The sequence below is a fragment of the Agathobacter sp. genome, assembly GCF_977054825.1.
The window spans coordinates 241,436-268,064 of the sequence record NZ_CDRTEH010000003.1; the positions used below are offsets into that span (position 1 = coordinate 241,436).

24 protein-coding genes are annotated in these 26,629 nt (G+C 42.6%); 1 reads left to right on the forward strand and 23 read right to left on the reverse strand.

Annotated features, from left to right (window positions below):
* The 15 genes from ACW6PM_RS05245 to ACW6PM_RS05315 all read right to left on the reverse strand — a co-directional run bounded on the left by ACW6PM_RS05245 (window position 1) and on the right by ACW6PM_RS05315 (window position 14,173).
* Window positions 1-1,041: a P-loop NTPase fold protein gene (locus ACW6PM_RS05245; protein WP_456056447.1), complete on the reverse strand. Its 1,041-nt coding sequence runs from the start codon at window positions 1,039-1,041 to the stop codon at window positions 1-3.
* A gap of 117 nt (window positions 1,042-1,158) precedes the next feature.
* Window positions 1,159-2,664 carry a uroporphyrinogen-III C-methyltransferase gene (cobA, locus tag ACW6PM_RS05250; RefSeq protein WP_456056448.1) on the reverse strand — a complete coding sequence of 502 codons (1,506 nt, stop codon included), beginning with the start codon at window positions 2,662-2,664 and terminating at the stop codon, window positions 1,159-1,161.
* A 7-nt stretch (window positions 2,665-2,671) separates the two neighbouring features.
* Window positions 2,672-3,664, reverse strand: coding sequence for a hydroxymethylbilane synthase (hemC, locus tag ACW6PM_RS05255; protein ID WP_456056449.1), 993 nt, complete (start codon window positions 3,662-3,664; stop codon window positions 2,672-2,674).
* Between the two features lie 84 nt (window positions 3,665-3,748).
* Window positions 3,749-4,354 (reverse strand): precorrin-2 dehydrogenase/sirohydrochlorin ferrochelatase family protein, encoded by a 606-nt coding sequence (locus ACW6PM_RS05260; protein WP_456056450.1) that lies wholly within the window; start codon window positions 4,352-4,354, stop codon window positions 3,749-3,751.
* A gap of 79 nt (window positions 4,355-4,433) precedes the next feature.
* Window positions 4,434-5,033, reverse strand: a complete 600-nt coding sequence (locus ACW6PM_RS05265; protein ID WP_308651324.1) for a biotin transporter BioY — start codon at window positions 5,031-5,033, stop codon at window positions 4,434-4,436.
* 132 nt (window positions 5,034-5,165) lie between these two features.
* A complete protein-coding gene (locus ACW6PM_RS05270) occupies window positions 5,166-5,597 on the reverse strand; it encodes a M67 family metallopeptidase (RefSeq protein WP_456056451.1) in 432 nt (143 codons plus the stop codon).
* Between the two features lie 23 nt (window positions 5,598-5,620).
* Complete coding sequence (locus tag ACW6PM_RS05275) at window positions 5,621-6,460, reverse strand: HesA/MoeB/ThiF family protein (protein ID WP_015516814.1); 840 nt, start codon at window positions 6,458-6,460, stop codon at window positions 5,621-5,623.
* A complete protein-coding gene (gene thiS / locus ACW6PM_RS05280; protein WP_012741770.1) occupies window positions 6,460-6,666 on the reverse strand; it encodes a sulfur carrier protein ThiS in 207 nt (68 codons plus the stop codon). Before thiS ends, ACW6PM_RS05275 begins: the two co-directional genes overlap by 1 nt.
* Before the next feature lie 82 nt (window positions 6,667-6,748).
* A complete protein-coding gene (locus ACW6PM_RS05285; RefSeq protein WP_118371879.1) occupies window positions 6,749-7,066 on the reverse strand; it encodes a thioredoxin family protein in 318 nt (105 codons plus the stop codon).
* 2 nt (window positions 7,067-7,068) lie between these two features.
* On the reverse strand, window positions 7,069-7,314 hold the full coding sequence (locus ACW6PM_RS05290; protein ID WP_012741768.1) for a sulfurtransferase TusA family protein: 246 nt from the start codon (window positions 7,312-7,314) through the stop codon (window positions 7,069-7,071).
* Between the two features lie 89 nt (window positions 7,315-7,403).
* On the reverse strand, window positions 7,404-8,273 hold the full coding sequence (locus tag ACW6PM_RS05295) for a 4Fe-4S binding protein (protein ID WP_456056452.1): 870 nt from the start codon (window positions 8,271-8,273) through the stop codon (window positions 7,404-7,406).
* Window positions 8,274-8,327: 54 nt separating this feature from the next.
* Window positions 8,328-9,560: an O-acetylhomoserine aminocarboxypropyltransferase/cysteine synthase family protein gene (locus tag ACW6PM_RS05300; protein WP_456056453.1), complete on the reverse strand. Its 1,233-nt coding sequence runs from the start codon at window positions 9,558-9,560 to the stop codon at window positions 8,328-8,330.
* 140 nt (window positions 9,561-9,700) lie between these two features.
* Window positions 9,701-10,666, reverse strand: a complete 966-nt coding sequence (locus ACW6PM_RS05305) for an NAD(P)/FAD-dependent oxidoreductase (protein WP_456056454.1) — start codon at window positions 10,664-10,666, stop codon at window positions 9,701-9,703.
* A gap of 131 nt (window positions 10,667-10,797) precedes the next feature.
* Window positions 10,798-12,423 (reverse strand): glycoside hydrolase family 13 protein, encoded by a 1,626-nt coding sequence (locus tag ACW6PM_RS05310; RefSeq protein WP_456056455.1) that lies wholly within the window; start codon window positions 12,421-12,423, stop codon window positions 10,798-10,800.
* Window positions 12,424-12,487: 64 nt separating this feature from the next.
* Window positions 12,488-14,173 (reverse strand): alpha-glucosidase, encoded by a 1,686-nt coding sequence (locus tag ACW6PM_RS05315; RefSeq protein ID WP_456056456.1) that lies wholly within the window; start codon window positions 14,171-14,173, stop codon window positions 12,488-12,490.
* Between the two features lie 191 nt (window positions 14,174-14,364).
* Here ACW6PM_RS05315 and ACW6PM_RS05320 point away from each other — a divergent pair, with 191 nt between their 5' ends.
* Window positions 14,365-15,246, forward strand: coding sequence for an AraC family transcriptional regulator (locus tag ACW6PM_RS05320; protein ID WP_456056457.1), 882 nt, complete (start codon window positions 14,365-14,367; stop codon window positions 15,244-15,246).
* Between the two features lie 4 nt (window positions 15,247-15,250).
* Here the strand turns inward: ACW6PM_RS05320 and ACW6PM_RS05325 are convergent, their stop codons facing one another.
* The 8 genes from ACW6PM_RS05325 to ACW6PM_RS05360 form a co-directional block, all read right to left on the reverse strand.
* Window positions 15,251-16,690, reverse strand: coding sequence for an aminoacyl-histidine dipeptidase (locus tag ACW6PM_RS05325; RefSeq protein WP_456056458.1), 1,440 nt, complete (start codon window positions 16,688-16,690; stop codon window positions 15,251-15,253).
* 82 nt (window positions 16,691-16,772) lie between these two features.
* Entirely contained in the window at window positions 16,773-17,393 is a 621-nt protein-coding gene (locus ACW6PM_RS05330; RefSeq protein ID WP_308669673.1) for a cytidylate kinase-like family protein, read from the reverse strand.
* 69 nt (window positions 17,394-17,462) lie between these two features.
* Window positions 17,463-18,818 carry a Na+/H+ antiporter NhaC family protein gene (locus ACW6PM_RS05335; RefSeq protein ID WP_456056459.1) on the reverse strand — a complete coding sequence of 452 codons (1,356 nt, stop codon included), beginning with the start codon at window positions 18,816-18,818 and terminating at the stop codon, window positions 17,463-17,465.
* Window positions 18,819-19,099: 281 nt separating this feature from the next.
* Window positions 19,100-20,272 carry a PucR family transcriptional regulator gene (locus ACW6PM_RS05340; RefSeq protein ID WP_456056460.1) on the reverse strand — a complete coding sequence of 391 codons (1,173 nt, stop codon included), beginning with the start codon at window positions 20,270-20,272 and terminating at the stop codon, window positions 19,100-19,102.
* Window positions 20,273-20,285: 13 nt separating this feature from the next.
* On the reverse strand, window positions 20,286-21,545 hold the full coding sequence (gene codA, locus ACW6PM_RS05345; protein WP_456056461.1) for a cytosine deaminase: 1,260 nt from the start codon (window positions 21,543-21,545) through the stop codon (window positions 20,286-20,288).
* A gap of 266 nt (window positions 21,546-21,811) precedes the next feature.
* A complete protein-coding gene (locus ACW6PM_RS05350) occupies window positions 21,812-24,778 on the reverse strand; it encodes a type I restriction endonuclease subunit R (protein ID WP_456056462.1) in 2,967 nt (988 codons plus the stop codon).
* A 122-nt stretch (window positions 24,779-24,900) separates the two neighbouring features.
* Window positions 24,901-25,827: a site-specific integrase gene (locus ACW6PM_RS05355; RefSeq protein WP_456056463.1), complete on the reverse strand. Its 927-nt coding sequence runs from the start codon at window positions 25,825-25,827 to the stop codon at window positions 24,901-24,903.
* 143 nt (window positions 25,828-25,970) lie between these two features.
* Window positions 25,971-26,546: a restriction endonuclease subunit S gene (locus tag ACW6PM_RS05360; protein ID WP_456056469.1), complete on the reverse strand. Its 576-nt coding sequence runs from the start codon at window positions 26,544-26,546 to the stop codon at window positions 25,971-25,973.
* Window positions 26,547-26,629 lie beyond the last annotated feature (83 nt).

Here is a 26,629-nt window from a genome sequence, read left to right on the forward strand (position 1 = left end):
TTACATTTGGCGCGTTTTGACAAATTCTTCAAATCGTGGAAGCGTCAGAGTAATTTTACCGTACTCAGAGGTATCTATAACACCCTTTCTTTTGAGCCGGTCTCTATATACCGAGAATAATCCCGAATTCATATCCAGTTTTTCTCTGATTTCTTTTACCTTTTCTTCACCACTTACCGATATTTCCGACAATATTTTTTTATCAAGCTCTGACAACTCCGACCAGATTTTACTGTACACATATTCATCCAGACACTGATCATATTCCGGTAAAATATCTTCTATCGTGTGATCATCTCTGTTTTCCCAGTAAAGATATCCCAACACCTGAAATGCAAAAGGATATCCTTTTGTGAGAGCTGCCATTTTGTCTGCTGCGCTTTGATCCAGTTCAAAAATATCCATATAGTGTCTCCTGACTGCTGTGAAGCTAAGTGGCTCAAGCATTATCTTAGGTGCCCTGTATAAAAATGTAAGCGCCTTGTCATTCTGCAGATCATATATATTTTCAAACAGCCCTGTCATAAGCAGAAAAATAGGATAATCCTGCCTTAAAAATATCTGAAAGGAACTGACAAATATTTTTACAAATTCACAGTTTGTAACCTCATCAACTGAAATGAGTAACCGCTTATTATGTTTCTTTATATTTTCAAGCATCAATTCCAGAACATTTTCTATATCTGTAACCGGCGCTGCATTTTCTATGGAAACTCCCAGACCAAACGCTGAAAAATCCAGTTTCGCATTGACAAATATTTTATTCATCTGAGGCATACTGTAAATCTTAGATGCAAGGCTCTGGAGCATATCTCTTGTAGGATTAAGCTCCACTGTCAGCCATTCCTCATCCTTCTTTATCTCTGATACGATATTGGTCATCATAACCGTTTTGCCCGATCCCCTTACCCCGGTTATCATAAAAAGCTGGTTTGCGGGATTTTCAGACCTAAATGTCTCTACTATCTGATTGGTCTGTGAAATTCTTGATATATATTGCAGTGGTTTTTTCCCAAATGATAATGTAAATGGATTTTGCATATTGTTTTCCTCTTATATAACTTTATATAACTTTTTGTTTCGTATATAAGTTTATATAACCTTATATAGCTTTTTATTTATTATATAACTTTATATAACTTTTGTCACCATAAATTCTTAATCTTTAAAAGCATCTTTATAAGATATTTTATCTACTATTGCTTCATAACTGCTGTCATCAGCTTGTAGTATCTTTCTGACATTGTATTGCTTTAATGCGGCTGTCGTTTTTTCTCCTATGGAGTATGCTGTTTCCACATATGCATTCTCCGGCAGCATATCAAAAAATCTGTCCACATTTGATGCGCTTGTAAAAACAGCTTCGCTTATACTGTTTCCAATACTTTCAGAAATACTCTCATCTGCCTGCTCGTTTACATATGCATCAATTTTTTCTAATTCGCAAATACCTTTAAGCCCTGCCTCAAGGTCAGGTGAAGCCTCCTTTGCCGAGAAAATGCAGACTTTGATTTCATCATCATCATTATCGCTCATATGCGAACTCAATTCTCCCGCAAGTCCTTTTCCGGTCTGTTCTGTCGGAATAAGATCTGCCTTTATGTGATGCTTTGCAAGCTCTTTTTCTGTAGCTTTTCCCACTACTGCAAACCTTGCATTTGCTATCAGCCTGATGTCTGCCCCTGCCAAATCCAGATTATAGAAAAATGATTTCACACCGTTTTTGCTTGTAAAAAGTATCCAGTCAGCCGATTTTATTTTGTTGATAAAATCAGGAATTATTATCGGTTTTATTATCCCTGTTTTAACCGGCGTGACATCTGCTCCAAGCTGCTGTAATTTTGCTATCAATTCGTTTGTTCCGGCCATCGTCTCGATATACGGCACTGTGATTTTTCTTCCAAACAGCGGTCTCTTTTCAAAGAAATCCAGCCGGTCATTCAGTGAAACCACATCTCCCACAACGATTATTGCCGGGGATGTAAGCTTTGCCTTCTCGATTTTTTCTCCGATATCCGCAAGCGTTCCTATACATTTGCGCTGCGCGGCAAGCGTGCCGTTTGATATCACTGCTGCCGGAGTATCCGCTCTGCGCCCTGCCTTTATGAGTCCTGTTGCAATGCTCTTTACATGCGCAAGTCCCATTAAAAATACGCAGGTGATTGTCTCATCTGTAAGGAGGGAATAGTCTATATCTGCCTCCTCATCCTTTCTGCTGTGCGCAGTGATGACCTGAAAGCCTTTTGCTATGCCTCTGTGCGTGATAGGTATTCCGGCAGCAGCAAGTGCTGCAACCGACGAACTGACACCCGGCACCACTTCTACATCCACATTTCTCTCCACCAGATAGAGTGCTTCCTCTCCACCTCTTCCAAAGACATAGGGATCTCCGCCCTTTAAACGTACTACAAGCTCATGACATTTTGATTTCTCGTATAAAAGCTCATTTATGGCATCCTGCTTCATGACATGCTTGTGATTTTCCTTGCCCACATAAATAAGCTCACAGCCTGCCTTTGCCATTGAAAGAAGCTGTGGTGACGATAGTCTGTCATACACCAGACAATCCGCCTGTTTTATATATTTTTCTCCTTTTAAAGTGAGCAGGCCCGTATCTCCCGGTCCTGCTCCAACTAATACTACTTTTCCTGTGTTTTCTCTCATGATTTTCCTAATTACTTTCCAATTTATACCGAATATCGTGCACGGCTCGCTCCACAATATCGTTTCTATCTGCTGTCATATCAAAGAGCTGCTCTGTCCTTGCAAGCTGTTTTCCATCCTCCGAGCCAAACATCGCAAGAAGCTTTAGTCTACTATCTTTTTCACTTACAATATCACAGTATGCAGCCACAGGCAGATGACAGTTTCCGCCGATTTGCTTTAAAAATTCTCTCTCAAGGCCTGCGCACAGATTGGTTTTCTCATCTGACAAAGCATCAAGCTTTGCCATCAGCTTAGCATTGTCAGCACGTAGCTCAAGCGCCAGTGTGCCCTGTGCCGGAGCCGGAATCATATCATCCTCCGAAAAGTACTGTGTGATCTCAGACTCTCTTCCGATACGCTTTATTCCTGCCGCCGCAAGTACGATTCCATCCAGCCTATATTCGTTATACTTATTCTGTTTTTCGTTAGCTATCTCATTGTTATTTACAGTATTATCGGCAACCTCTTCATATATAATCTCTCCATCATAAAGCTTACGAAGCCTCGTATCGATATTTCCGCGTATTCCGACCACCTTAAGGTCAGGACGCAGCTTTAAAAGCTGATACTTTCTGCGCTTGCTTCCGGTTCCTATCACGGCACCATGAGGAAGCTTATCCAGTGAAGCCGCATTTTTAAGCACCAGTACATCCCTTGGATCCTCGCGTTCCCATGCCTTTGTAAATGTAAGCCCTGCTGCCGGTTCATCAGGCATATCCTTCATGGAATGGACTGCCATATGAATCTTTCCCGATAAAAGCTCATCCTCTATCTCCTTTACGAAGATACCCTTTGAGCCAATCTTATCGAGTGCCTTTTTCTGCTCTAAATCGCCTGTTGTCTTTATTATAACAGCCTTAAAATCATCATCCGGATATGCTCTTTTTAACTTATCTATCACATAATCAGTCTGAACGAGTGCAAGCTTTGAGCCTCTCGTTCCTATTAAATACCTCATTTTACTCTCCTACGGATCATGCCATTTTCCATTTATAATCTATAAATGAACAGCAACTTCAAATCTGTAATACCATACTTTAAACTATATTTCCGGAATCCTTCCATTATCAATAGCTGCACACAGTATTTCCTTAAACACACGCTTTCTCTCGGCTTCCGTGTCATATTCCGCTATTACTTTTTCGCGGATCTGTCCCATGTATTCGTTCAGCTCACCAAGAAACGGAGTAAGAATCTCCTTCTCTTTGCCTTTCAGATACTGGGTCAGCACAGGGCTATTTCCTCCGCTTGAAAATGCCGCTACAAGATTCTTTTCCTTTATGTATGACGGAAAAATAAAGCTGCAATCAGCCTTCTGATCGACCGCATTTACCATGATGCCCTTAGCTTTGCAATACTCTGCAATCTCATGATTAAGAGCATTGTCATCAGTGGCAGCGATAACCATTTCCATGCCGTCACAGTCTTTTCGTTCAAACCTTCTTTTTATAAAAGTAATTCTGTTTTCTTTATTTGCTGTATCATCAATTGTAAGCTTTCTCAACTCATCACATATATCCTCTGCCACAACCGTGACCTTCGCGCCAAAATCCAGCATTACCATCACCTTGCGGTATGCCACATTTCCACCGCCAACAATCAGACACTCTCTTTCCGTCATGTCCACAAACATCGGAAAATACGCCATTTTTATCTCCCTGTAATACTATATCCAAGCTTTATTTCATGCTTTATTTCGTGCCTTATTTCATACTTCATTACACGCTTTATGCTTTATTTCCTGCCTTATTCTTCACACTGTAGCCGTTTAATATTCCTGCAAAAACAGGACGAAGCTTGGCAGAAAATACTGCTGCCGATACGCATAATATAAAGTCCGGTGCAACAGTTATCAGGCAGTAATCCACTATTACGATGCCCCAGCTTACAGGTGTTGCCGCATAGAAATTCTTCATGCAGTAAAAGTATATTGCACCAACTGTATAATATGCCACCAGTCCGACCGTTGCTGGAAGAATAAGTGTAAACACATTGTTCTTTTTAAGCTTTTCTGTGATAGCTCCGATTAAAAATGCTGCAAGCACAAAGCCTAGGAGGAATCCAAAGCCCGGTCTTAAAATGTATGTAGGACCACCGCCTGCCGCAAATACCGGCACTCCCACCAGTCCGATGCACAGATATACTATCACGCTAAGCGATGCCAGCTTTGCCCCTAGCAGAAATCCCGCCATCAGCACAAAGAACCACTGTAATGTAAAATGCATGGTGTACATAGGAAGCGGAATATCAATCTTGATAAATGCTCCAACTGCTATAAGTGCCGCAAAAAGTGCACATGTTGTAAGTTCCTTTGTCTTTAATTTCATTTTCACACGCTCTTTCGTTTTATTAAATATACATGCTATAATAACATCTTTCTCTAAAAAAGAAAAGCCATCTTCGATGAAGCTGACTTTTCTTCGCAGCTTTCGCTGCTACTCAAAACATTAACATATGATTTAGAAGTAATATTCATCAGAATATATTCGTAAATCCTCTTTCGTGACCTGTCCACCCTCGATATGAAACGAGTTGATTACAGGATTTTCTGCCATAAGCGACATTATCATATAGCTAGCATTCGGATCGTATGCAAGCTTGATATCCTCATCCGAAGGCCTTGATGGGCTCGACGGGTGTGAGTGCCAGTTGCCAAGCGGCTTGAGGCCGTTTGCCCTCATGTCCTTTATGGCTGCCAGTTGTTCCTTTGGATCCATTGTGAAATGGTCCTCTGCATGGTCTGTATTGGTCAGGTAATATACCTTTGTGATGAGACGACCGTTTTCGTCCTCACTGCCTGCTATCAGACCGCATGCCTCCTCCGGCAGATGCTCTTTGGCATATTTTGCTATTTCATCCAGAAACGGATATTTCATTCTTACGATACTCATATCGTTCCTTTCCTTGCTGTCTTTTATTCCTGTGTACGAGGTGCATCAAATCTGCCCGCTGTCTCCTCGCAGACCTCCTGCTCGTAGTCGATTGGCTCAAGAATGGTCGGGTGGTCTCCACAGACTGCACAGTTGTGTGTATCCTTTGGAAGCTTAATCTTGTGGAACTCCATGGTGAGTGCATCATATGTGAGCAGATATCCTGTGAGGAGCTCTCCCACACCGATTAAATACTTGATAGCCTCCATAGCCTGGAGTGAACCGATTACTCCGCCCATAGCTCCGATGACTCCTGCCTGCTTACATGTAGGCACTGCATCCTTTGGTGGTGGATTCTTGAATACACATCTGTAGCATGGTCCCTCTCCCGGCACATATGTCATGAGCTGACCCTTGAAACGGATGATTCCGGCATGTGAAAACGGCTTTTTCTCAAGCACACATGCATCGTTTATCAAGAACTTTGCAGGGAAATTGTCAGTTCCATCGATGATGAAATCATAGTCCCTGATAAGCTCTCTGATGTTTGACGCATCTACAAACATACGGTATGTATTAACCTGAACGTCCGGGTTCATGGCGTTCATTGTCTCTTTTGCTGACTTTACCTTGGCTTTTCCTACATCGGCTGTTCCGTGGATAATCTGTCTCTGCAGGTTGGATAAATCCACCTCATCCGCGTCCACAATTCCGATTGTGCCAACTCCCGCTGCTGCAAGATACATAGCTGCCGGAGCTCCGAGTCCGCCGGCGCCGATAATAAGCACCTTGCCCTTTAATAATTTCTTCTGACCTTTAACGCCCACCTCATTAAGGATAATGTGGCGTGAATAGCGCTCGATCTGCTCATCAGTCATTGCCATTAGCATCCACCTCCCATGAAGTAAAGGAACTCTACATTGTCGCCATCCTTAAGCACTGTCTTTGGCTTATCCTCTGTGGCAACAAATTCCTCATTTATTGAAACTGTTACATACTCAGGCATATCTACATTCTCAAGCTCGATAAGCTCCGGTAATGTAAGTCCATCCTTATATTCTTTCTTCTCTCCTGCTACTGTGATAGTCATTTTGTTTCCTCCTGTGTCACAGATTTTGTATCTGTATGTGTTATTATCCTGTATCAGACTGCTTCATATGATAATCTAAAGACTATAATAATGCTTCAACCCATGCCTTCAAATCAGCAGGCTTTTGTGCGCCGACCTTTCTGTCTAGGACTTCTGCGTCCTTTATAAAAAGCAGTGTCGGGTTTGCAGTCACCTCATACTCATCAGCGAGCTCTCCGTCAAAATTTGTGTTGACCTTGTATACATGAAGCTTATCCTCATAATCATCCTCGATATCTCCGAGAACCGGTGCCAGCTTCTTGCAGGCCACACATGAATCCGAGTAAAAATCAACAATTACCGGAAGCTTGCTTTTTAATACTTTTTCATCGAAATCAGCCTTTGAAATTCTTGCTGCCATGATTAGTCCTCAACCTTTCTGACGTAAAGAGTGTATGTTCCGTCCTCGTTGTCCTCAAGCTTAAGTATCTTGTGTCCCTCTTCCTTCATGCTTCTTGGAACATTCTGTACAGGCTCTCCGTCATTCATACGGATTGCAAGCACCTCACCGTCATCTAATTCCTCTATTGCTACCTTTGCCTTTACAAATGTAAGAGGGCAAACCTTGTCAGTTATATCTACCTGATCGTCGAATGCTATATCTGCCATTTCGCATCTCCCTTCCTATACTCTGTATTTATCATGCTGTAATCGTTATTGTTTTATGCATGCCGGATATTTCCTGCTGTACATGGAAATTATTTTCCCTCGTATGCAGCCTGAATCTCCTTTTTGAACTCTTCCTCGCCCACTCTCTGAAGAGTAAGTCTGAAACGCTCACCACCGTTTGCATGCTTCTCAAAGAAGCTAATCGCTGCATCTGTCACTCTGAAAAGAGTCTCCTTGTCGCGGATAATCGGAAGAAGCTGCTCTCCCTTGTATATGTGGTTTCCGAAAAGTCCTCCAAACGATACGATATATCCCGGAGTTCCCTTCCATGCATCTGTCGGACAGCTCTTTACGCAGCGCGCACAGTTGTTACATTTGTCTCTGTCGATGACAATCCTGCCATCCTCCATCGAAAGTGCACCCTCGCGGCACGCCTTCACGCAGACACCACACTGGATACAATCATCATGGCTGCACTCCACTGTCATGCCGCCCTTGATTCCGACATCGTTTTCCTCTGCCTTTAAGCAGTTGTTCTGACAGCCTGTGACACCAAACTTGAACTTGTGTGGAAGCTCTCTTCCAAAATATCTTGCATCAAGCTCCTGTGCCAGAGTGTATGTATCGATACATCCGCTAGGACAGATTTCTGAGCCCTGACACGCTGTGATAGTACGTACTCTCGGTCCGCAGACACCTGTTCCTACACCGCCCTTTGCAAGCTCCTCTTTTACCTCGTTGATATCCTCAACCTTGATAAACGGAATCTCAATCCCCTGACGCGATGTCATATGAACATATCCGTGTCCGTATTTCTCAGCAACCTCTGCTACTGTTTTGATGTTGTCTGCTGTAAGATTTCCTCCTACAACCGCAAGTCGAAGTGAGAAACAGCCCTTTTGCTTCTGTCTCATGAATCCGCCCTTTTTGAGGGCTGCGTAATCAACTTTCTCCGCCATTTTTAATCTCCTTACTGTGTAAATATGTTAATGTTTTGTTTTATATATGAAGGCTTAATCAGCTATCTTTGCAAAAGCCTGTGCAAAATCCTCCTTGAGGTCATCTATATCCTCGATACCCACGCTGACTCTTATAAGATCCTCGAATACTCCTGCATCCTCCTTCTGCTTATCTGTGCTGTGAAGACTGATTGTGGAGCCCGGATGAATGACAAGTGTCTTTGTATCTCCGATATTGCTGAGAGTGTATGGAATTGTCAGGCTGTCTATAAATTTAAATGCCTTTTCCTTGCTGCCCACCCTGATTGTGAGGATTGCTCCATAGCCGTTTGCAAGCTGCTTTTTGGCTATTTCATGCCATTTGCTGCTCCAAAGCCCCGGATAATTAACCTTTATGTCGGGATAATTGTTTTCTATCCACGACGCAAGCTCAAGTGCATTAGAGCATTCTCTTTCCATTCTAAGACCGAGTGTCTCAAGTCCTATAATATTTAAGTATGCATTCACCGGAGCTAAACAGGCACCCATATTTCTGAAAAGACTGTTTCTTAACTTTGCAACGAATGCCATCGGTCCATACTTCACATAATCTGCAAAACCCGGATATCTGTTCTTATCCCATTTGAACTTACCTGAGTCTGTCAGAATACCGCTGATTGCATTGCTGCTTCCATTGATATACTTGGAAGAGGAATTAACCACTATATCAGCTCCATGCTTTAAAACCTGTATCAGGTAAGCGGTCGATGTGGTATTGTCAACTACAAGCGGTATATCATGTGCGTGCGCTATCTCTGCAAGCTTCTCAATATCTGTAACATCCAGACAAGGATTTCCGATAGTCTCTGCAAAAATCAGTCTGGTATGCTCATTGATGCTGTCCTCTATCTGCTGCCAGTTGTTGTTCTCTACATATCTGGTTGTGATGCCGAAGGCCTCAAGATCATGAAACAAATCTATGGTACCACCGTAGAGGCTGGCGCTTGAGATGAGCTCATCTCCACTGCTTAGTATATTTAAGAAGGTATTCATCAGTGCCGCCATGCCTGATGCGCATGCTACCGATGCTATTCCTCCCTCGAGCTTTGTTATTCTGTTCTCAAAGGCAGTAATCGTAGGATTGGCAACTCTTGTGTAACAGTAGCCCGGAGCTTTGTTTTCAAATATTTTTTCCAGATCTACCGCGCTCTCCTGCTCGAAGGCGCTTGTCTGGTATACCGGTGGCAGTGTAGAACCATTTGTCTCTTTTGTCACGCCGGCATGAAGTAAGCTTGTATTAAATCTCATTGTTTTCTTCTTCCCGTTAATTCTTACATAGTCTATTGTGTTACTAGGAATTGATGAGACTATTATACAAACGTGTGGGTTGAAAGTCAATGCTATCAGTTATACAAATTATTTGTGCATGGTTATAAGATTTGGTTATATCAGTTAATATCCCTTAATAAATACTCAGCGGCTGTTGTTGCGGCGTTTGCGCCGTCAGATACTGCGGTTACTACCTGACGCAGTGTCTTGGTGCGGACATCTCCTGCCACATATAGTCCAGGCTGGATTCTTCTATCATCGTCAGCTTTTTTTGTTGCAGCATATGTGATGCCGTCCTCACCTGCCACTACATATCCTCGCTCATCGAGCTGCACCAGATTCTTTATAAGCTCTGACTGCGGTACTGAGCCATATGCCACGAATACTCCGTCTAAGGCGAGCTCTCTGCCGCTTTTTAGCTTTATGCCTGTCGGCTTCTTTTCTCCATATATCTCAGTCACGGTTTCGTTTAAGACAAGCTCTACATTTTCTTTCTGCTTTAGAAGCTCTACTGTGCTCTGTGCGCCGCGGAAGCTGTCTCTTCTGTGAACCAGATAGACCTTCTCACATATATCTGCCAGATATAATGCATCATCCAAAGCGGTATCCCCGCCGCCCAGCACTGCGACTGTCTTTCCTTTATAGAAGGCTCCGTCGCAGATTGCGCAGTAGGATACTCCCTTTCCGGTATACTCAGCCTCTCCAGGCACTCCTGCCTTTCTCGGATATGCTCCTGCGGTGTAAATGAGAGCTCTTGCCTCTTCTATCGTGTCATCATCGAATTTTACTCTGTATATTGCCGATTCCGCAGCACACTCCTCATTTTGTACTGCCTCTATCTCTACTGCTTCCTTTTCGATAAATTCCACATTCAGGGATACTGCATGCTCCCTGAATTTCTCGCCCAGGTCGTATCCGTTTATGTTTGGAAGCCCCAGATAGTTGTTCACATTTCCGCTCTCGGCTATCTGGCCTGTTCCCTCGTATTCTTTTTCTGCTACTGCCACATTCAGATTGGCTCTCTTTGCATATATCGCTGCTGACAGTCCTGCCGGACCACTGCCTATTATTATTATATCGTACATGGAATTGGTTCCTTTCATCGTCCCTTGAATTTTTTCGGTAACTTATTATATACATTATCTTTAAAAAATACAATAATACCGCCTGCTTTTATAAAACACCTTTATAAAAACAGACGGTATCAATATTTTACTTATCGTATATACATCCTTGCCTCATAAGGTCTGAGCACAGACATATCAGAGGTATCCTTATAATTTGAAATCAGCACCTCCATGCCCTCGCACTCCTTTGCAAGTGGCATTGGTATCTCCTTGTCAAAGAAATTGCACACAACAAGCATGGTCTTTTCTTCATTCTTTCTGCTGTATGCAAAAATATTCTCATCATCCTCAAGTAAAAGTGTGAACTTACCATCGACAAATACCGGATAATCCTTTCTCAGCTGCACAAGCTTCTTGTAGCAGCTAAAGATTGAATCAGGGTCATCTACCTGTGATTTGGCATTGATTTTGTCGTAATTGTCATTTACCTTTATCCAAGGTGTTCCTGTGGTGAAGCCGGCATTTGCCGAGTCATCCCACTGCATCGGTGTCCTTGCATTGTCACGGCCCTTTGCGTAAATGGACTTCATGATTTCGTCCTTTGAATATCCTTTTTCAAGGCGCTCATGATACATGTTTATGATTTCGCAGTCCTTATAATCCTCGATATCATACTGTACATTTGTCATGCCAAGCTCCTCGCCCTGATAGATGTACGGTGTACCCTGCATGCCGTGCAGCAATATGGCAAGCATCTTTGCAGATTCCACTCTGTACTCCCTGTCATTGCCCCATCTTGACACAATACGAGGCAGGTCATGATTGTCCCAGAACAGACTGTTCCAGCCACAGTTGTAGAGCTCATTCTGCCAGTGTGCCATTATCTTTTTGAGCTTTTTAAACGGAAGCGGTGCAAGGTCCCATTTCTCGCCGCCCTCCTTCTGGTCAAGCCCTATGTGCTCAAACTGGAACACCATGGAAAACTCGCTGCCGTCCGGATTGCTGTAAAGCTTTGCACGCTCTGTGTCTGCGCCCCATGCCTCACCTACGGTAATCAGATCCCCCTTCTGGAAGGTCTCCTTACTCAGCTCCTTAAAATACTCCTGAAGTCTTGGTCCGTTTATTGTGATTCTCTTGTCCGGCTCCTTTGCTATCTGGTCGATGACATCCAGCCTGAAGCCGCCGACTCCCTTGTCCATCCACCAGAGGATCATATCGTAGATTGCTCTTCTGACCTTTGGATTCTCCCAGTTTAAGTCCGGCTGCTCAGGTAAAAACTGATGGAAATAATACTGTCCGATTTCCGGCACATATTCCCATGCGCTTCCACCGAAAACAGCCTTCATATCACTTGGCGGCACGCCTTCCTCTCCGTCTCTCCAGATATAGTAGTCGTGATATGGATTGTCTTTGCTCTTTTTAGCCTCCTTGAACCATCTGTGCTCGTTTGAAGAATGATTTAAGACAAGGTCCATCATAATCCTTATATTGTGCTTCTTTGCCTCGTTTATGAGCTCCTCCATATCATCGAGACTGCCAAATGTTGGGTCAATATCCCTGTAATCCGAAATGTCATAACCGTTGTCCGCCTGCGGCGATTTAAATACCGGTGAAAGCCAGATTGCATTTATACCTAGTGTCTCAAGATAATCAAGTCTTTTGATGATACCCTGTAAATCGCCAAAGCCATCTCCGTTGGAATCCTGAAAGCTCTTTGGATAAATCTGGTAAACTACCGCTTTTTTCCACCATTTTTCGTTATTGTTTTTGCTCATTATGCCCTCCATCTCTCTTTTTGTAAAATTAAACATCGTTTCTTTAATTCCGTATCCGATTATGCTATCCGACAAGCACCACCAAAACCTCACAGCTTTCAAGCTTAAGCTCGGATGCTCCCACTTCGATTGTACTCTCAGAAGCATTATTCCTGTTAGACAAAAGCACCTTTTTCACACTGCCATCCAGCCTGATTTGCGCTTCTTCCCTGCCAAAATTTGCCGCAACCAGCACGCGCTTATTGGCATCCTCTCTGTAATAAGCCATGATGCCATCCGTATCCTCATATGCCGGAACACATCTGCCGTAGGTGAACAACTCCCTGAATTCCTCTGACTTCCTAAGTGCCACAAGCCTTCTGTAGTAGTTCAAAACAGATGCAGGGTCCTTTTCCTGCGCAGCCACATTGATAGCCTTATAGTTTTCATTGACCTTAAGCCATGGCTTTGCTGTGGTAAAACCGGCATTTGCCTCATCACTCCACTGCATAGGTGTCCTTGCATTATCCCTGCTCATCCTTCCACAGGCTGCAAGTGCCTGCTCCTTTGACAAGCCTGCTGCAAGTGCAGCCTTGTACTGGTCCTTTGTGCTGATATCGTCATACTCATCTATGCTGTTCCACTTTGCATTTTGCATACCGATTTCCTGTCCCTGGTATATAAACGGAATACCTCGAAGCAGTACGCTGACGGTTCCAAGCATCTTGATTCCGGCAGGATTTTGTGCATACTCCGGTAAAAATCTTGAAGCGCCTCTCGGCTCATCATGGTTTTCTATGATATTGGCCTTAAAGCCGTACTTTTCCGTCTCAAGCTGTGAATCAAGAATGGTCTTTCTCCATGTGTCAAAATCTATTTTCGGTGCATCATACCAGCCGTGCTCTCCATCGCTTAAGCACTGCGCACAAAAATCAAATATCGTTGAAAAATGGCCATTCTCACCGATAAACTCCGGCAGCTCCTCAGGCTTCATATTGAATACCTCGCCGACTGTAAATGCATCATACTTCTTAAATGTATTGTTCTTTAATTCCTCCAGGAACTCTCCGACGCCCTCGGCACTCTCAACCATCTTGTAGCAGGCAGCTAGTCCATCCTCTGCATCCGGCTCAAAATCAGGAAAATCGAGATTTTTCTTTATATTGATTATCGCATCTATTCTAAAGCCTGACAAGCCCTTATCAAGCCACCAGTTAATCATCTCATAAAGCTTTTGTCTTAGCTTTTCATTTTCCCAGTTTAAATCAGGCTGCTCCTTCGCAAACATATGCAGATAATACTTGTCCGTGCCCGGTACCTTCTCCCAGCAGCTTCCGCCAAAGTAAGAGCGGTAGTTGCTCGGCGGATTGCCGTTTTTGCCCTTTCTGAAATAGAAATAGTCAGCATACTCTCCATCCGGATCCTTAAGTGCCTTTTGAAACCACTCGTGCTTATCCGAGCAGTGATTTATTACCAGATCCATGATGATATGCATATCACGCTTCTTTGCCTCGGCAAGGAGCTCATCAAACTCCTCCATAGTACCGAACTCTTCAGCTATCGCATAGTAATCAGATATGTCATAGCCCTGATCCACAAATGGCGATTTATATATCGGAGACAGCCATATGATGTCAATTCCAAGTGATTTTAAATAATCCAGCTTTGAAATGATACCTCTTAAATCTCCTATTCCGTCACCGTTTGTATCCAGAAAGCTCTTTGGATAAATCTGATATGCCACCTTGTCGTGCCACCATTTTCTCTCCATAATGTGTACCTCTTATCTAATCATAAATTTCGCACTCATTTACATCTTGAGTGCTTTGCCTTGATGTATTATACTGCTATTATAGAAAGTAATTAGTATAAATTCTTGCAATATTTTTTCATTTTATAACACAATACTGCTCTTATAATTTTTAAAGGGTATGGTTTTAAAAGCTATGGAGAAACAACAATATGAAAAACAATAATCCTCTTACACTTGGACAGAAAGAAAACGCAAAGCACGGAGACGTATTTTTCCCTGTTCAGAAATATATAACAAGACTTGCAACAGATTATCCTGTCATCACCACACACTGGCATGATGAGGCAGAGCTCACACTTATCACAAAGGGCTCATGCACCTATCAGATTGATTTGCTTGAGTATGAGGCAAAGGAAGGCGATATCATCTTTATCCCGCCACTGCTGCTGCATTCCATTTCAATAAGGGACTGCGATGAATTTTACTCGGAAACGTATGTATTCCATATCAATTTTTTAGGTGGAAACAATACCGATATATGCTCATCAAGATACCTGACTCCGCTGATCAATCATGAATTTGCCGTGCCTTACCTGATCACACCGAAGCATCCTACATATTCATCCCTTCGCAAATGCTTCATGCGCATAACAAATCTCTACTCCGGTCAGGAATTCGGATATGAGCTGGCACTAAAGGCATTTCTGCTGCAGGCTGTATTTCTACTGCTGCAATACAGTGAAAAAAATGCTGATTTTGGTGCCAATACGTCCTCCGATAAGCTTAAAAACGTGCTCGATTACATCGACATGCACTATGCCGAAGGCATACAGGTTTCAGAGCTTGCCGGGCTTTGCTATTTCAGTGAATACCACTTCATGCGTTTCTTCAAAAAACACATGAACATGACCTGCGTGCAGTATATCAACAATGTGCGGCTTGAAAAATCCGTGGAACAGTTTGAGCGCGGCAACACCTCAATTCTCGATGTATCACTGTCTGTCGGATTTCACAATCTGAGCTATTTTCACAGGGCATTTAAAAAGAGGTATCATATGACACCTCTTTCCTTTATCAAAAGCCTTGAATAACTATTTATTTGCACGCAATCACTCTGAGTATATACTCATATGACCTCTTTGCAGAGGATATTGAAAGCCTCTCCTCTGTTGTATGGATATCATACATGTCCGGTCCCATTGATATGCAGTCGAGTCCTTCAATCTTGCCGCTTAAAAGTCCGCACTCAACACCGGCATGAATAGCCTCAACTGTAGGCTTTTTGCCATACATCTCCTCAAAAATCCTTACCATATCCTCGCGAAGCTTTGAGTCCTTCTTGTACTCCCATGCAGGGTAATCGCCCTCAAATGTAACCTCTGCCGCAAAAGCGCCTGCTATGCATACAAGCTGGTTCTTAAGGCTCTTTTTAGCAACACCGACAGAGCTTCTGACTGCGTATCTTAAAGTGACAGCAGTATCGTCTGATTTTAAAACTCCCAGATTAAGCGAGGTCTCAACAAGCTTATCAATCTCCCGGCTCATTCTGATGATGCCGTTTGGCAGTGCCTCGATAAGTGCGATAACCCTTGCGCTGTCCTTTGCACTTATAGCAGACTCACTGCAGTCAGTCTCCTCTGACACTGTAAGCTTAAGGTCAGGATCCGATGCCTTAAACTCCTCCGCAATCTCAGCTGCGGCCTGTTCTATCGAAGCCTTCACTGCCTCTGCCTGATCCGGTGCTACAATAATCTGTGCAGTACACTCTCTTGGAATAGCATTATCCTTTCTGCCTCCATCTATAGAAGCTATAGCTACAGGTGCTGATGCGTCGCGAAGCAGTCTGGACATAAGAGTATTGGCATTGCCCCTGCCCTTATCAATCTCTGAGCCTGAGTGTCCACCGGTGAGACCTGATAAGCTCACAGTGAGCTTTGTTCCGTTTACTGTCTCTCTCTCTACAGGCAGCTTCACATCAGCTCTGCATCCACCGGCGCAGCTTGCGAGCATCACGCCCTCCTCCTCGCTGTCCATATTAAGAAGCTTCTTGCCCTTAAGCATAGACACATCGATGCCTGTGGCACCCTCCATGCCGACCTCCTCGCATACAGTGCATACAAACTCAAGGCGTGGATGTGACAGGCTGTCATCGTCCAAAATAGCAAGCGCATATGCCACCGCGATACCATCATCTCCACCGAGTGTAGTGCCCTTTGCCGAGATAAAATCACCATCTATCAAAAGGTCTAAGCCCTCCTCGTCCATGTCCTTATCACAATCAGGTGCCTTCTCGCAAACCATATCCATGTGTCCCTGCAGTATGATCGGCTCCACATCCTCATATCCAGCTGATGCTTCCTTTATGATTATCACATTGTGAAGCTCATCCTGATAATGCTCAAGGCCTCTTGCCTTTGCAAACTCCACCAGATAATTACTGATTTTCTCTTCCTTGTATGATGGATGAGGAATACTGCATATATCCTCGAAAAACGAAAAAACGTTCTTTGGCTCTAAATCTGTTAATACTCTCATTTTACTCTCCTTAAAAAAAGTCTGCCGACGAATCTGCCGACAGACATATTATAACACAATCCGGTATTTAATTGTATATGTATTATTCAAGTCCAAATCTTCTCTTTACGGCATCGACCAGATAGTCCGCTGTTCCTTCCGTACCGAGCATACTGCTATCAATCATGATTTCCTTGAATCTCTGGTCATTTGGCAGAAAACCGGCATAGTGCATATGATAATGATCCCTCGCCTCATCTACAGCCTTAATCATCCTTCTGGCCTCAGTCTCATCCATATTGAGATCATTTACACAGTTTTTCACACGCTCCTCATATGGTGCGTAGATATATATTCTAAGCAGATTCGGCTCATCAGCCAGGATAAAATCAGAACAGCGTCCTACTATAATACATGACTCTCTTTCCACAAGAAACCTGATGATATTCTGCTGTGCCTCAAAGAGCTTATCCTGCAGCTCGTCAGCCTGTGTACCAAGCGGATACATCATCCTTCTGAAGCTGTTAGAATGTACCTTTTTCTTTGCGCTCTCCTCTATCTCATTAATTTTTGACACCGGAAGATTAAGCTTTTTCGCGGCCTCCTCCACGATGTCCCTGTCATAAAACTCTATACCAAGCTTTTCGCTCATGCGCATGGCAATCGGACGTCCCAGACTGCCAAACTGCCTTGCTATTGTTACAACATATTTTTTATCGTCCATACTGTACTCCTTTTCTTTTGACGGGTTATCATCTCACAATTATAGTTACTTAACATATCAGTGTAACTGCTACATCGCAAATCCCAGAATCAGGAAACCAATTATAGAAACACCGGCTCCGATAAGCACATACGGCAGCTGTGAGCCCGCGTGCTCAAGGTTGTCAATTCCTGCTCCGTTTGATGCGAGCACTGTTGTGTCACAGTAGAAGCATGCATGGTTTCCGAATGCACAGCCTGAAAGAATAGCTGCCATAACAAGTACGATATTTGCTCCGACACTTGCGCCAAGCGGTAAAAGCACCGGTGCTACAAGTGTACATACACCCCATGCATTTGCAATCATGAAAGCCAGAAGTCCTACAATGATAAATGTAATCATCGGGAATACACTTCCTGCCATAAACGGCTTGCATATATCTACAAAGAACTCTGTCATCTTCATCTCACTTGCAATCTTTTGGAATGTAAGTGCAGATATAAGTAAAATGATAATCGGAAGCATATCCGAAAATCCCTTTACAAATGTATCCCAGAACTCTGAGAATGTCATAATCCTTCCTGCGATATACAATACCATAGAAACAATTATCGCAATAACCGCTGCCACAACCAGATCTCCTGTTGCAACTGCCACACCTACAAGTATAGCAAGCGGAATGATGAAATACCATACACTTCTGCCCTCGTCCTCACCGTACTCAGAGCCTATATTGTACTTTCTGCTTATATCGCTGTATGTTTTTCCTGTAGCAGCAACACGCTCATATGCTTTCTTCATGCCTCCAAGCTTTGGAAACCATCCCATACAGAAAAGGAATACTATTAAAAGAGCCACAATCGGATAAACACAATATGGAATTGCCATCATATATGTCTTCATCAGGCTTCCACCTGCAAGCTTCTTCACACAATCCTGCTGGAGGAAAATAGCTCCAAAATACGCTGCCCATGAAGAGAACGGAATCAGTACACAGACCGGAGCGCCGGTGCTGTCTAACAGATATGCAAGAGCCTCTCTTGGCACCTTCTTTTTATCGTATGTGCCCTTCATGGCTGTTCCTATTGATAAAACATTAAGGTAATCATCTACGAAAATCAATATTCCTAAAATAAATGTGGTAAAAAGTGTCTTTCTTTCTGAATTACAAAGCTTTGACACAATCTTTGTAAAACCAAAGCTTCCTTTTGAAGCAGTAAGCAAAGCGACAAGACTTCCGAAAAGTCCGCATATCAAAATGACATATGCCTCATCACTCATCACACCCTCAAGTGTACTTACCCATTTTGACAGGAAATCCTGTTTCCAGAGAACAATTGCTCCCACCATAGATCCTGCAATCAGGAAAGCCTCACATTTTTTTGTTGTGATTGCACCGACAACAATCGCCACTACAATCAATGTTGCAATCAGTCCATAGCTCATAATCTTTATATTCCTCTCTTTCCAGGCATCATATACTGCAAAAAGGGCCGAAGGATTCTTATCCTCCGGCCCCGTTGCCTTTCGTTGAACACATATTATATTTATCTGCCTGCCAAATCAATAGCTCACGTAAATTTGGCTGTATTTTCGTCTCATGTAAACAAAACCTGCCTTGCGATTTTGTTTCTATGTAACAAATCCACCCAAAAACTCAAGTCATCATGGCTCAAGTCATCATCTGATGGATTTCTAATATAATCGCCCTAAGTCCTATCACTCTATCACTGCAGATAATAATAAATCATCAGCGCATTATACAGCTCCTGGCTGTCAAAGCGGTCTGCAAAGCTTCTACCTGTGAGCTGTTCTACTCTCTGCAGCCTGTACTTCACAGTATTTTTATGAGAAAAAAGCCTATCCGCAGTCCTCTGCAGATTACAGTCGCACTCAAAATACGTCCACATAGTCTCCATAAGCTGCGTGTGGGCCTTCTTCTCATATGCGATTATCTCACCAAGCACCTCATCCGCAAACCTCTTCATAGGTGCGGTATTCTCATATGCCATGAGCATCCTGTAAAAGCCCATCTGATCATAAAAGACAATCTCATTCGTCCTGCCTATATGCTCAAGCACGGCATTGGTCTTTGATGTCTCATGAAAGCTCTTTTGAAGCTTTGAGATATTATCGCATTTTTCGCCTATGTTAAGTGTATAGCGTATATCACTGTACTCATTTTTCAAAAAAGCATCAAATTTCGTGAAAATATCCACAATTACATCTCTTTTGTCCGTGCAGTCATTCATGAAACCGATTATTCTGTCTCCATAGCATGATACAATCGCCTGATAATCAGCCGTCTTGAAATAATCCTTTAAGGTCTGCGCATAGCTTCTTATCTGATCATTGTTTATTATATTGCCTGCTATATGCAGTACAAACACCTGCTTAAGTACACTTTTTTCATACCCCATCTGAATGCACTTCTGCTCTATGCTTGTCGTATTAATACTGTTTCCAAAAATAATTTCGGCAAGCAGACTGTCCTCTATATCCTTTCTGTCGTCCAGATATGAAATCGCATGCCCCAGCTCCTCAAAAAAGTCCAAAAGCGGCACATCCCAGGGCATGGTAAAAAGCGGAAAATCATTCTTTTCCGCTAAATCAATTACCTTATCATCTATCTGCGTCACATAGCTTTCTCCAACCAGCAGAAGCGCACATGACATTTGAAGCTCTATCGCTTTCTTTATTGTCTTGTACAAATCAAAATTCTTTCTCTGTGTGACAGGGCTGCTCACTATAAGAAGCTCCTTTCCCCGCACCCATTTCTCAAAGTTGATATTCTCTGCCTTATAAGACCACCTGATGCCTTTTTCCATACCGCCTTTTCCGGCGATAACCTTCGCCTGCGACAAAGTCGTAAGCGAAAGTAAATCCTTGCACTGAAACATGAATTACTACCTCTTATTTCAGCAGGTCGATTGCTCCTGTAACCTTTGCCGGGATTTTTTCAAATAAATACTCACCGTGTCTGACAGAAGCAGTGATTCCTGCTCTCTCACATATTGCCTCAAATTCTGATTTTGCATCGAGCACGATAAAGTTGGCAGGCTTCCCCTCCTCGATACCATAGCTATCGGTGATGCTCATGGTGATGGCTCCATTTGTGGTAACAAGGTCTAAATCATTTGTAATCTCCTCCGGAGACATCATCTGAGCCAGATGAATGCCATGGTCGAGAATCATCATCATATTGCCGTTGCCAAGCGGATACCATGGGTCTGACATGGAATCCTGTGCAAAGCAGACATTGATACCATTGTCATACAGCTCCTTAACCCTTGTGATTCCTCTTCTCTTTGGATAAGTATCCTGACGTCCCTCAAGATATACATTCTCTGTAGGGCATGAAATGAAATTGATACCTGACTTCTTGAATAGCTTCATCATCCTGAAGGCATAGCTGTTGTCCGCTGAGCCAAATGAACATGTATGGCTCGCCGTAGTCCTGGTGCCAATACCCTCCATCAGGGCAAGTGCATTCAAAAGCTCAAGGAAGCGGCTCTGTGTATCATCAGTCTCATCACAATGTGCATCCACCAGCTTATCGTATTTTACCGCAAGCTCGATAGCCTTGTGTACAGACTTCTCACCAAATTCCCTGGCAAGCTCAAAGTGTGGTATGGCACCGACACAGTCAGCTCCCATCTTGAGAGCCTCCTCTACAAGCTCATCACCACCCTTGTACGCATACATGCCCTCCTGCGGAAAAGCCACAATCTGCAAATCCAGAATATCCTTTACCTCATCTCTCACCTCAAGAGCAGCCTTAAGCCCTGTAAACGTCGGGTCTGTGACATCAATATGCGTCCTGATTGCCTGCACACCATTCAACATCTCTTTCCTGATACCACTATATATGCGCTCCTTCATCTGCTCCACTGTCATATGTCCCTTTGACTCGCTCCAGCGCTGAATGCCCTCAAACAAGGTTCCTGAGCCATTCTCCTCGCCCAGACCTGCAGTAAATACATAGTCCAGATGCATATGCGGATCAACATACGGTGGAATGACAAGCTGTCCCTGCAAATCAATGACCTCGCAGCCTTCCTGCTCCGGTAAATCTGCCGCAATCCTCTTAAACACTCCATCCTCCACAAGAATTGAAGTAAGCTCCTTTTGGCCCTTAAGCCTTACGTTTTTAAATAATTTTGTGCTGCTCATACTGTATTCCTCTTTTCCATATGACCTAAGTATTCATAGCTTTTAGCCACGCATATCCGGGCTAAAAAAGGCACTAAGGAATACACCTTAGCGCCTTTGCTAAAACCTCATATCATTAATTATCTGCTGTTTGTTGTTTACGAACAAATAGTAGCATCATGTCGGAATACAGTCAACAAAATGCAAAATCAACGATATTATTTTATTCCTGTGTACCAAAAATGTCAAATGGATTTGGTTGTTGGGGACAAAACTAGCCATATTTTTTACACTAAAGGCTTAATCTCGTCATCCAACGTGCTCCTAAGCTCTGCGAAAAACTTAGTATAATACTTGAATTTAGGTAAAGCGTGTTCCACTGTATTTTTGTACTCAGGATAATTAATAGATGCCTTTATGGCACTCTCGTTAGGGATAACTCCATTGCGGTAATGTGTTGCCGCATACATTACATCATCCTTGTCTGCATGCCATAGCAGGCAGAAATTACTCACAACCTGTTCTATACATTCATGTTTCATATTTTCAACAATGTTTAGAATTGATTTGCCCTTGAATCTGCTCTCATCAAGCTCTATCTCATTAATCAAATGTGACATGATATCTGCAACCTTTGGATTATCCTTACGCAGATCCTCTACATACTGCTTTGCCTCATCAATCTTCTTTTTCTTTTCCTCAGGGGTGATATCACCATCCTCCTCCGGATTGACGATATTTTGAATGAGATTGATGATATATTCATAATCAATCCTTGTATTACTGTATGCCATAAGCTCATAATCCGAGTCTATTTCCGGTTGTACCGGAGGATTAACCGGGTCCGGTCCCGGGTCTGGTCCAATCTCACTTTTTATGTTCAGATAATGACCTGCATAGTCTATATATTCCTGTTCAGTAATTCCGTAATCATCAAGCATACTCTCATCATATCTGCTGAAGGATTTAAGCTGCGCAAAAAGTCTGTCAAAGCTCTGAAACATCTTCATGAAATGAAACTTCTCATCATCTGACATTGAAGGAATGACGTCCGATGTCTGAGCTGCAATTCTAAGTGCCGCAAGCGCCTTCTTAAAAGCAGGCTCCACATCATCCCACTCTGCAATAAGCGGTGTATCCTCTGTACTTCCCGCAGAATAAAGTTTGACAGCATCATCCACACATTTCTTGAAAAGTACCGGTGCCTGAAACGTCACAATCTGTCCATACGGCTTTGATTTTTTATCAAATATACGATTAGTTCTGGAAAAAGCCTGTATTAAATCGTGTGGTCCCATCGGCTGCCTGTCAATAAAAATTGTTGACATGCATGGCGCATCAAAGCCTGTAAGCAGACGATCCACAACAATAACCAGGTCAAGCTGTTCGTTTCTGCTCTTATACTTAGGATCTTTTCTAGAAAGTCGTTTGTTTAGATTACTATTGTATGAAGTAATCTGTGAGATATCAAACTTTGTATCAAACATAGCATTGTAGTCATCAAGAGACTGCTTCATCTTCTCCTGATTGACCTGCGATCCGTCCTCATTTTCAGTTACAGAGTATGTGATGGCAAACTTAGGGAAGTCCGGTAAAACCTGTTTTATGCGTTCATCTATATGTAATGGTGTTTCTCCATTTTTCACCCTTGTGAGCAGCTCATAATATTTTTGTGCAAGCGAAATAGAACTTGTAGTCAAAAGCCCTTCAAAGGTCTTGCCCTTTCCATTTTGAAAGCCCAGCTTATGATATGACTTATTTAAAATAACCTCAAGCACCTTGAGCATATGCGTCTCATTTTCATATCGGCTGCTGTCAGTCTCATCCTTCACATCCTTTGGACCATCATGCTCCACTTGAAATCCCAAAACAGCATTATCATGAATAGCATTCTGGATAGTATATTTGTGCAGACATGCTCCGTATAATTCCTCTGTTGTACGTGGCAAATCCCCCATCAATGGATAAGGATTCTCCGGAAAACGTGGTGTTCCGGTAAAACCAAACCAAAGTGACTTTCCAAAGAAGCGCTCGATTATTCTCTTGGTAGCCGGAGATACAGCTCTGTGACACTCATCCACCACAAAAGCTATTTTTAATCCTCTTAACCTGTTATACTCAGGTGTGCCCTCCTTCAGACGCTTTGAAATGAGAATCTGCATCTTTTGAATTGTAGTAACAATCATCTGTCTATCAGACGATTTAAGTTTATTTTTCAAATCAGTCACATTATCAGTATTATCCACATCAATTGAATCATTCTGAGAATATGAACTAAATGACGTATTTGTCTGCTCATCAAGATCTTTCCTGTCTATAAGAAAAATAGCCTTGTCCAACGCCGGAATATCCATAAGCAGATTTCTTGTTGCCTTATATGATGTAAGCGTCTTTCCCGAGCCTGTAGTATGCCATACAAATCCTGACTTTCCTGTTCGTGATGCTTCACGAATTGCCTCAATAGCATGTATCTGATATGGTCTAAGCAGAATAAGCCGCTTAGCCTCGTTGTCTAAAACCGTATATCTTGCAATCATCTCATGTGCCTGCGGAATCTTAAGAACATTTTTTGCGAAATCAATATAATCAGAAACCGGCTGGTTGTTCCTATCAACCCATCCGCTGATAAATTCTTTCTTTAACTCCGTATCACTTGCTGCTGAAAAATACTTCGTGTCAACACCGTTACTTATAACAAACATCTGAACAGCCGAAAAAATCCCCCTGAACTGTCCCTCACCTATGTATTTCTTTATCTGATTGAATGCTTCCATATAGGAATGCTGTCTGTTTTTCAGCTCAATATGTATCATTGGAAGACCGTTTATCATCAAGGTCACATCAAATCTACGGTCTCTTGATGCGACATCCTCATCATCCTTCAATGCACTGTACTGATTTATAACCTCATACACACTGCTGCCGCCTGCAATATGCTCATGATTCATCACAACCAGATGAAGCTTCTTAGTATCACGCTGTACATGCACCATGACCTTGCCGTTTTCGCCTACCAGCCACTCCCCTGCCTTATAAAATGTTGAAAACTGCAACTGATTCTTTACCTGCTCAAACTCCGAATCAGAGAGTGGCTCACCATCCAGCCTGTCCTTATTGTTCTGCTCTAAAATATATTTAAAATTGTTCCATAAATCCGCTTCTGTCTTTAAATCGGGTCTGTACGTCCACTGCGAATCCCCATATATCAACTGCTCAATCAATTTCTGCTCTATTAACGATTCCAACTCCGGCATGATAATTTCTCCTTCTTCAAAACCAAAACACTAACTATATTTATTATAGCAAATATAGGCATAAAATACCACAAAATTACTTATATCAAAATCAGCGTAAGCATATTGTTTAAAAAGCTACATTACAGTCCTGACAAAGTCCTCATTACCAGATCCACATCCTTATTTTCCAGCTCCTGAATGATATGCAGATATGTCTTCTGCGTTGTTGTCATACTTGCATGCCCCAATCTGCGCGCCACACTGGCTATAGAAACACCGGCAAACAAAAGCAAAGACGCATGCGTGTGTCTAAGTCCGTGAATGGAAATCTCCGATATCCCACAGGCCTTACAGTGTCTGGTGAGAGCGTCATTGACGGTTGAATTATAAATCTTTTCCTCTCCTACAAATATGGGCTCGTCCTCCGGCAACCCTTTTACCAGCTCAGAAAACTTTACTACTATCTGCCAGTCAATCTGAATCTTTCTCACAGATGACTTATTCTTCGTCGGCAGAAAACCGCCTTTACCCTTATAATCCCAAGTCTTACTTATAGAAAGAGTTTGTCTTCCAAAATCAAAATCCTTCGGTGTTATGGCAAGAGCCTCTGAAAAACGCATCCCTGTCTTTGCCACAAGCAAAATAAACCAATCCCAGTTCGGCTCTTCCTTTATATCCAAATCAGCTATCAACGTATGCAGTTCAAACTGATTGAGATATTTAATCTTTTTCTCACGTGGTGTCTTCCCCTTGATGATAGCCTTTCTGGTCGGATCACGCTCTATCAGCCCCTCATCCACAGCGTCCATTACCGCACCCTTTAGCTGATGATGGAAGTCAAGTGTTGTCTGTCTCTCATGCTCCTTTGCGTAATCATTTAGTATCTTCTGATACGCGGTCCTTGTCAGCTCACAAACCCTAAGCTCCGGAGCCAGCTTCTCCACCCACTTTTGAGTCATCCTGTACTTCGCCATAGTGGCTTCACGAATTGCATCTTTCTTATACACTTCTATCCACTGTGCGTAATAGTTGTAAAATAATGCATCCTTGCTCATATCCTCTAGCATACGCTACCTCCTTTATTAGTACTGCTTACGCTGATGTAAACATAATTAGGCTTGCTTTGTTTGAGGTTGGTTTATGTTCGGTTCATTGTCAAATTTATGTTAACCATTGTATAGATACTATGTTACTTACGATAAAAAACAGTTTATAAAAGCGTGTTCCGATGTAATTTGTGCTGGCGCTGGTGAAGAGTAATGAGGTGGTCGAGGTGGCTCAAATAAGAGAATATTTTCCTCTGCTCACCCACCGAAGGTAATGAAATCGGCAGTATTTTTATCAATTCAGCATTATAACTTTGCTGTTTAGTTCCCTGAGTGTAATTGATTCCATACTCTTCGCCAACTTTCCTATACCATTGAAATAAAAATTCTGAAGTAAGCATTTCTTGCTTTGGAAACAATGCCATGCAAGACTGATTGAGTGTTGTATCAAATCCCAATAACGCACAGTTTCCTCGTGTTCCAGCCGCCTCAAGACCTGTAATAGCCATTACAAAAGTACCCTTAGGAACAATTTTCAAATTAGCTGCTTTCTGTCCTTCTTCCGTTATCATTTCTATACTGTCATATACAGTTCCACGATTTAACTCTCCACTAGATAACCATTTTATAGTCCCATTCCAATACTCACTCTTATTTCTTGACGGAGTCTGCCCATTATACATATCATCAATGACATCTCCCAACTTACGCTGTTCCCAATCGTTTTCAACATTTATAATTTTTTATTGGCTTACGATGAGATAAAGTAGAAACTGGTTTTTTTATAAAAATCTGTCTGGCGCTGGTGAAGAGTGATGAGGTG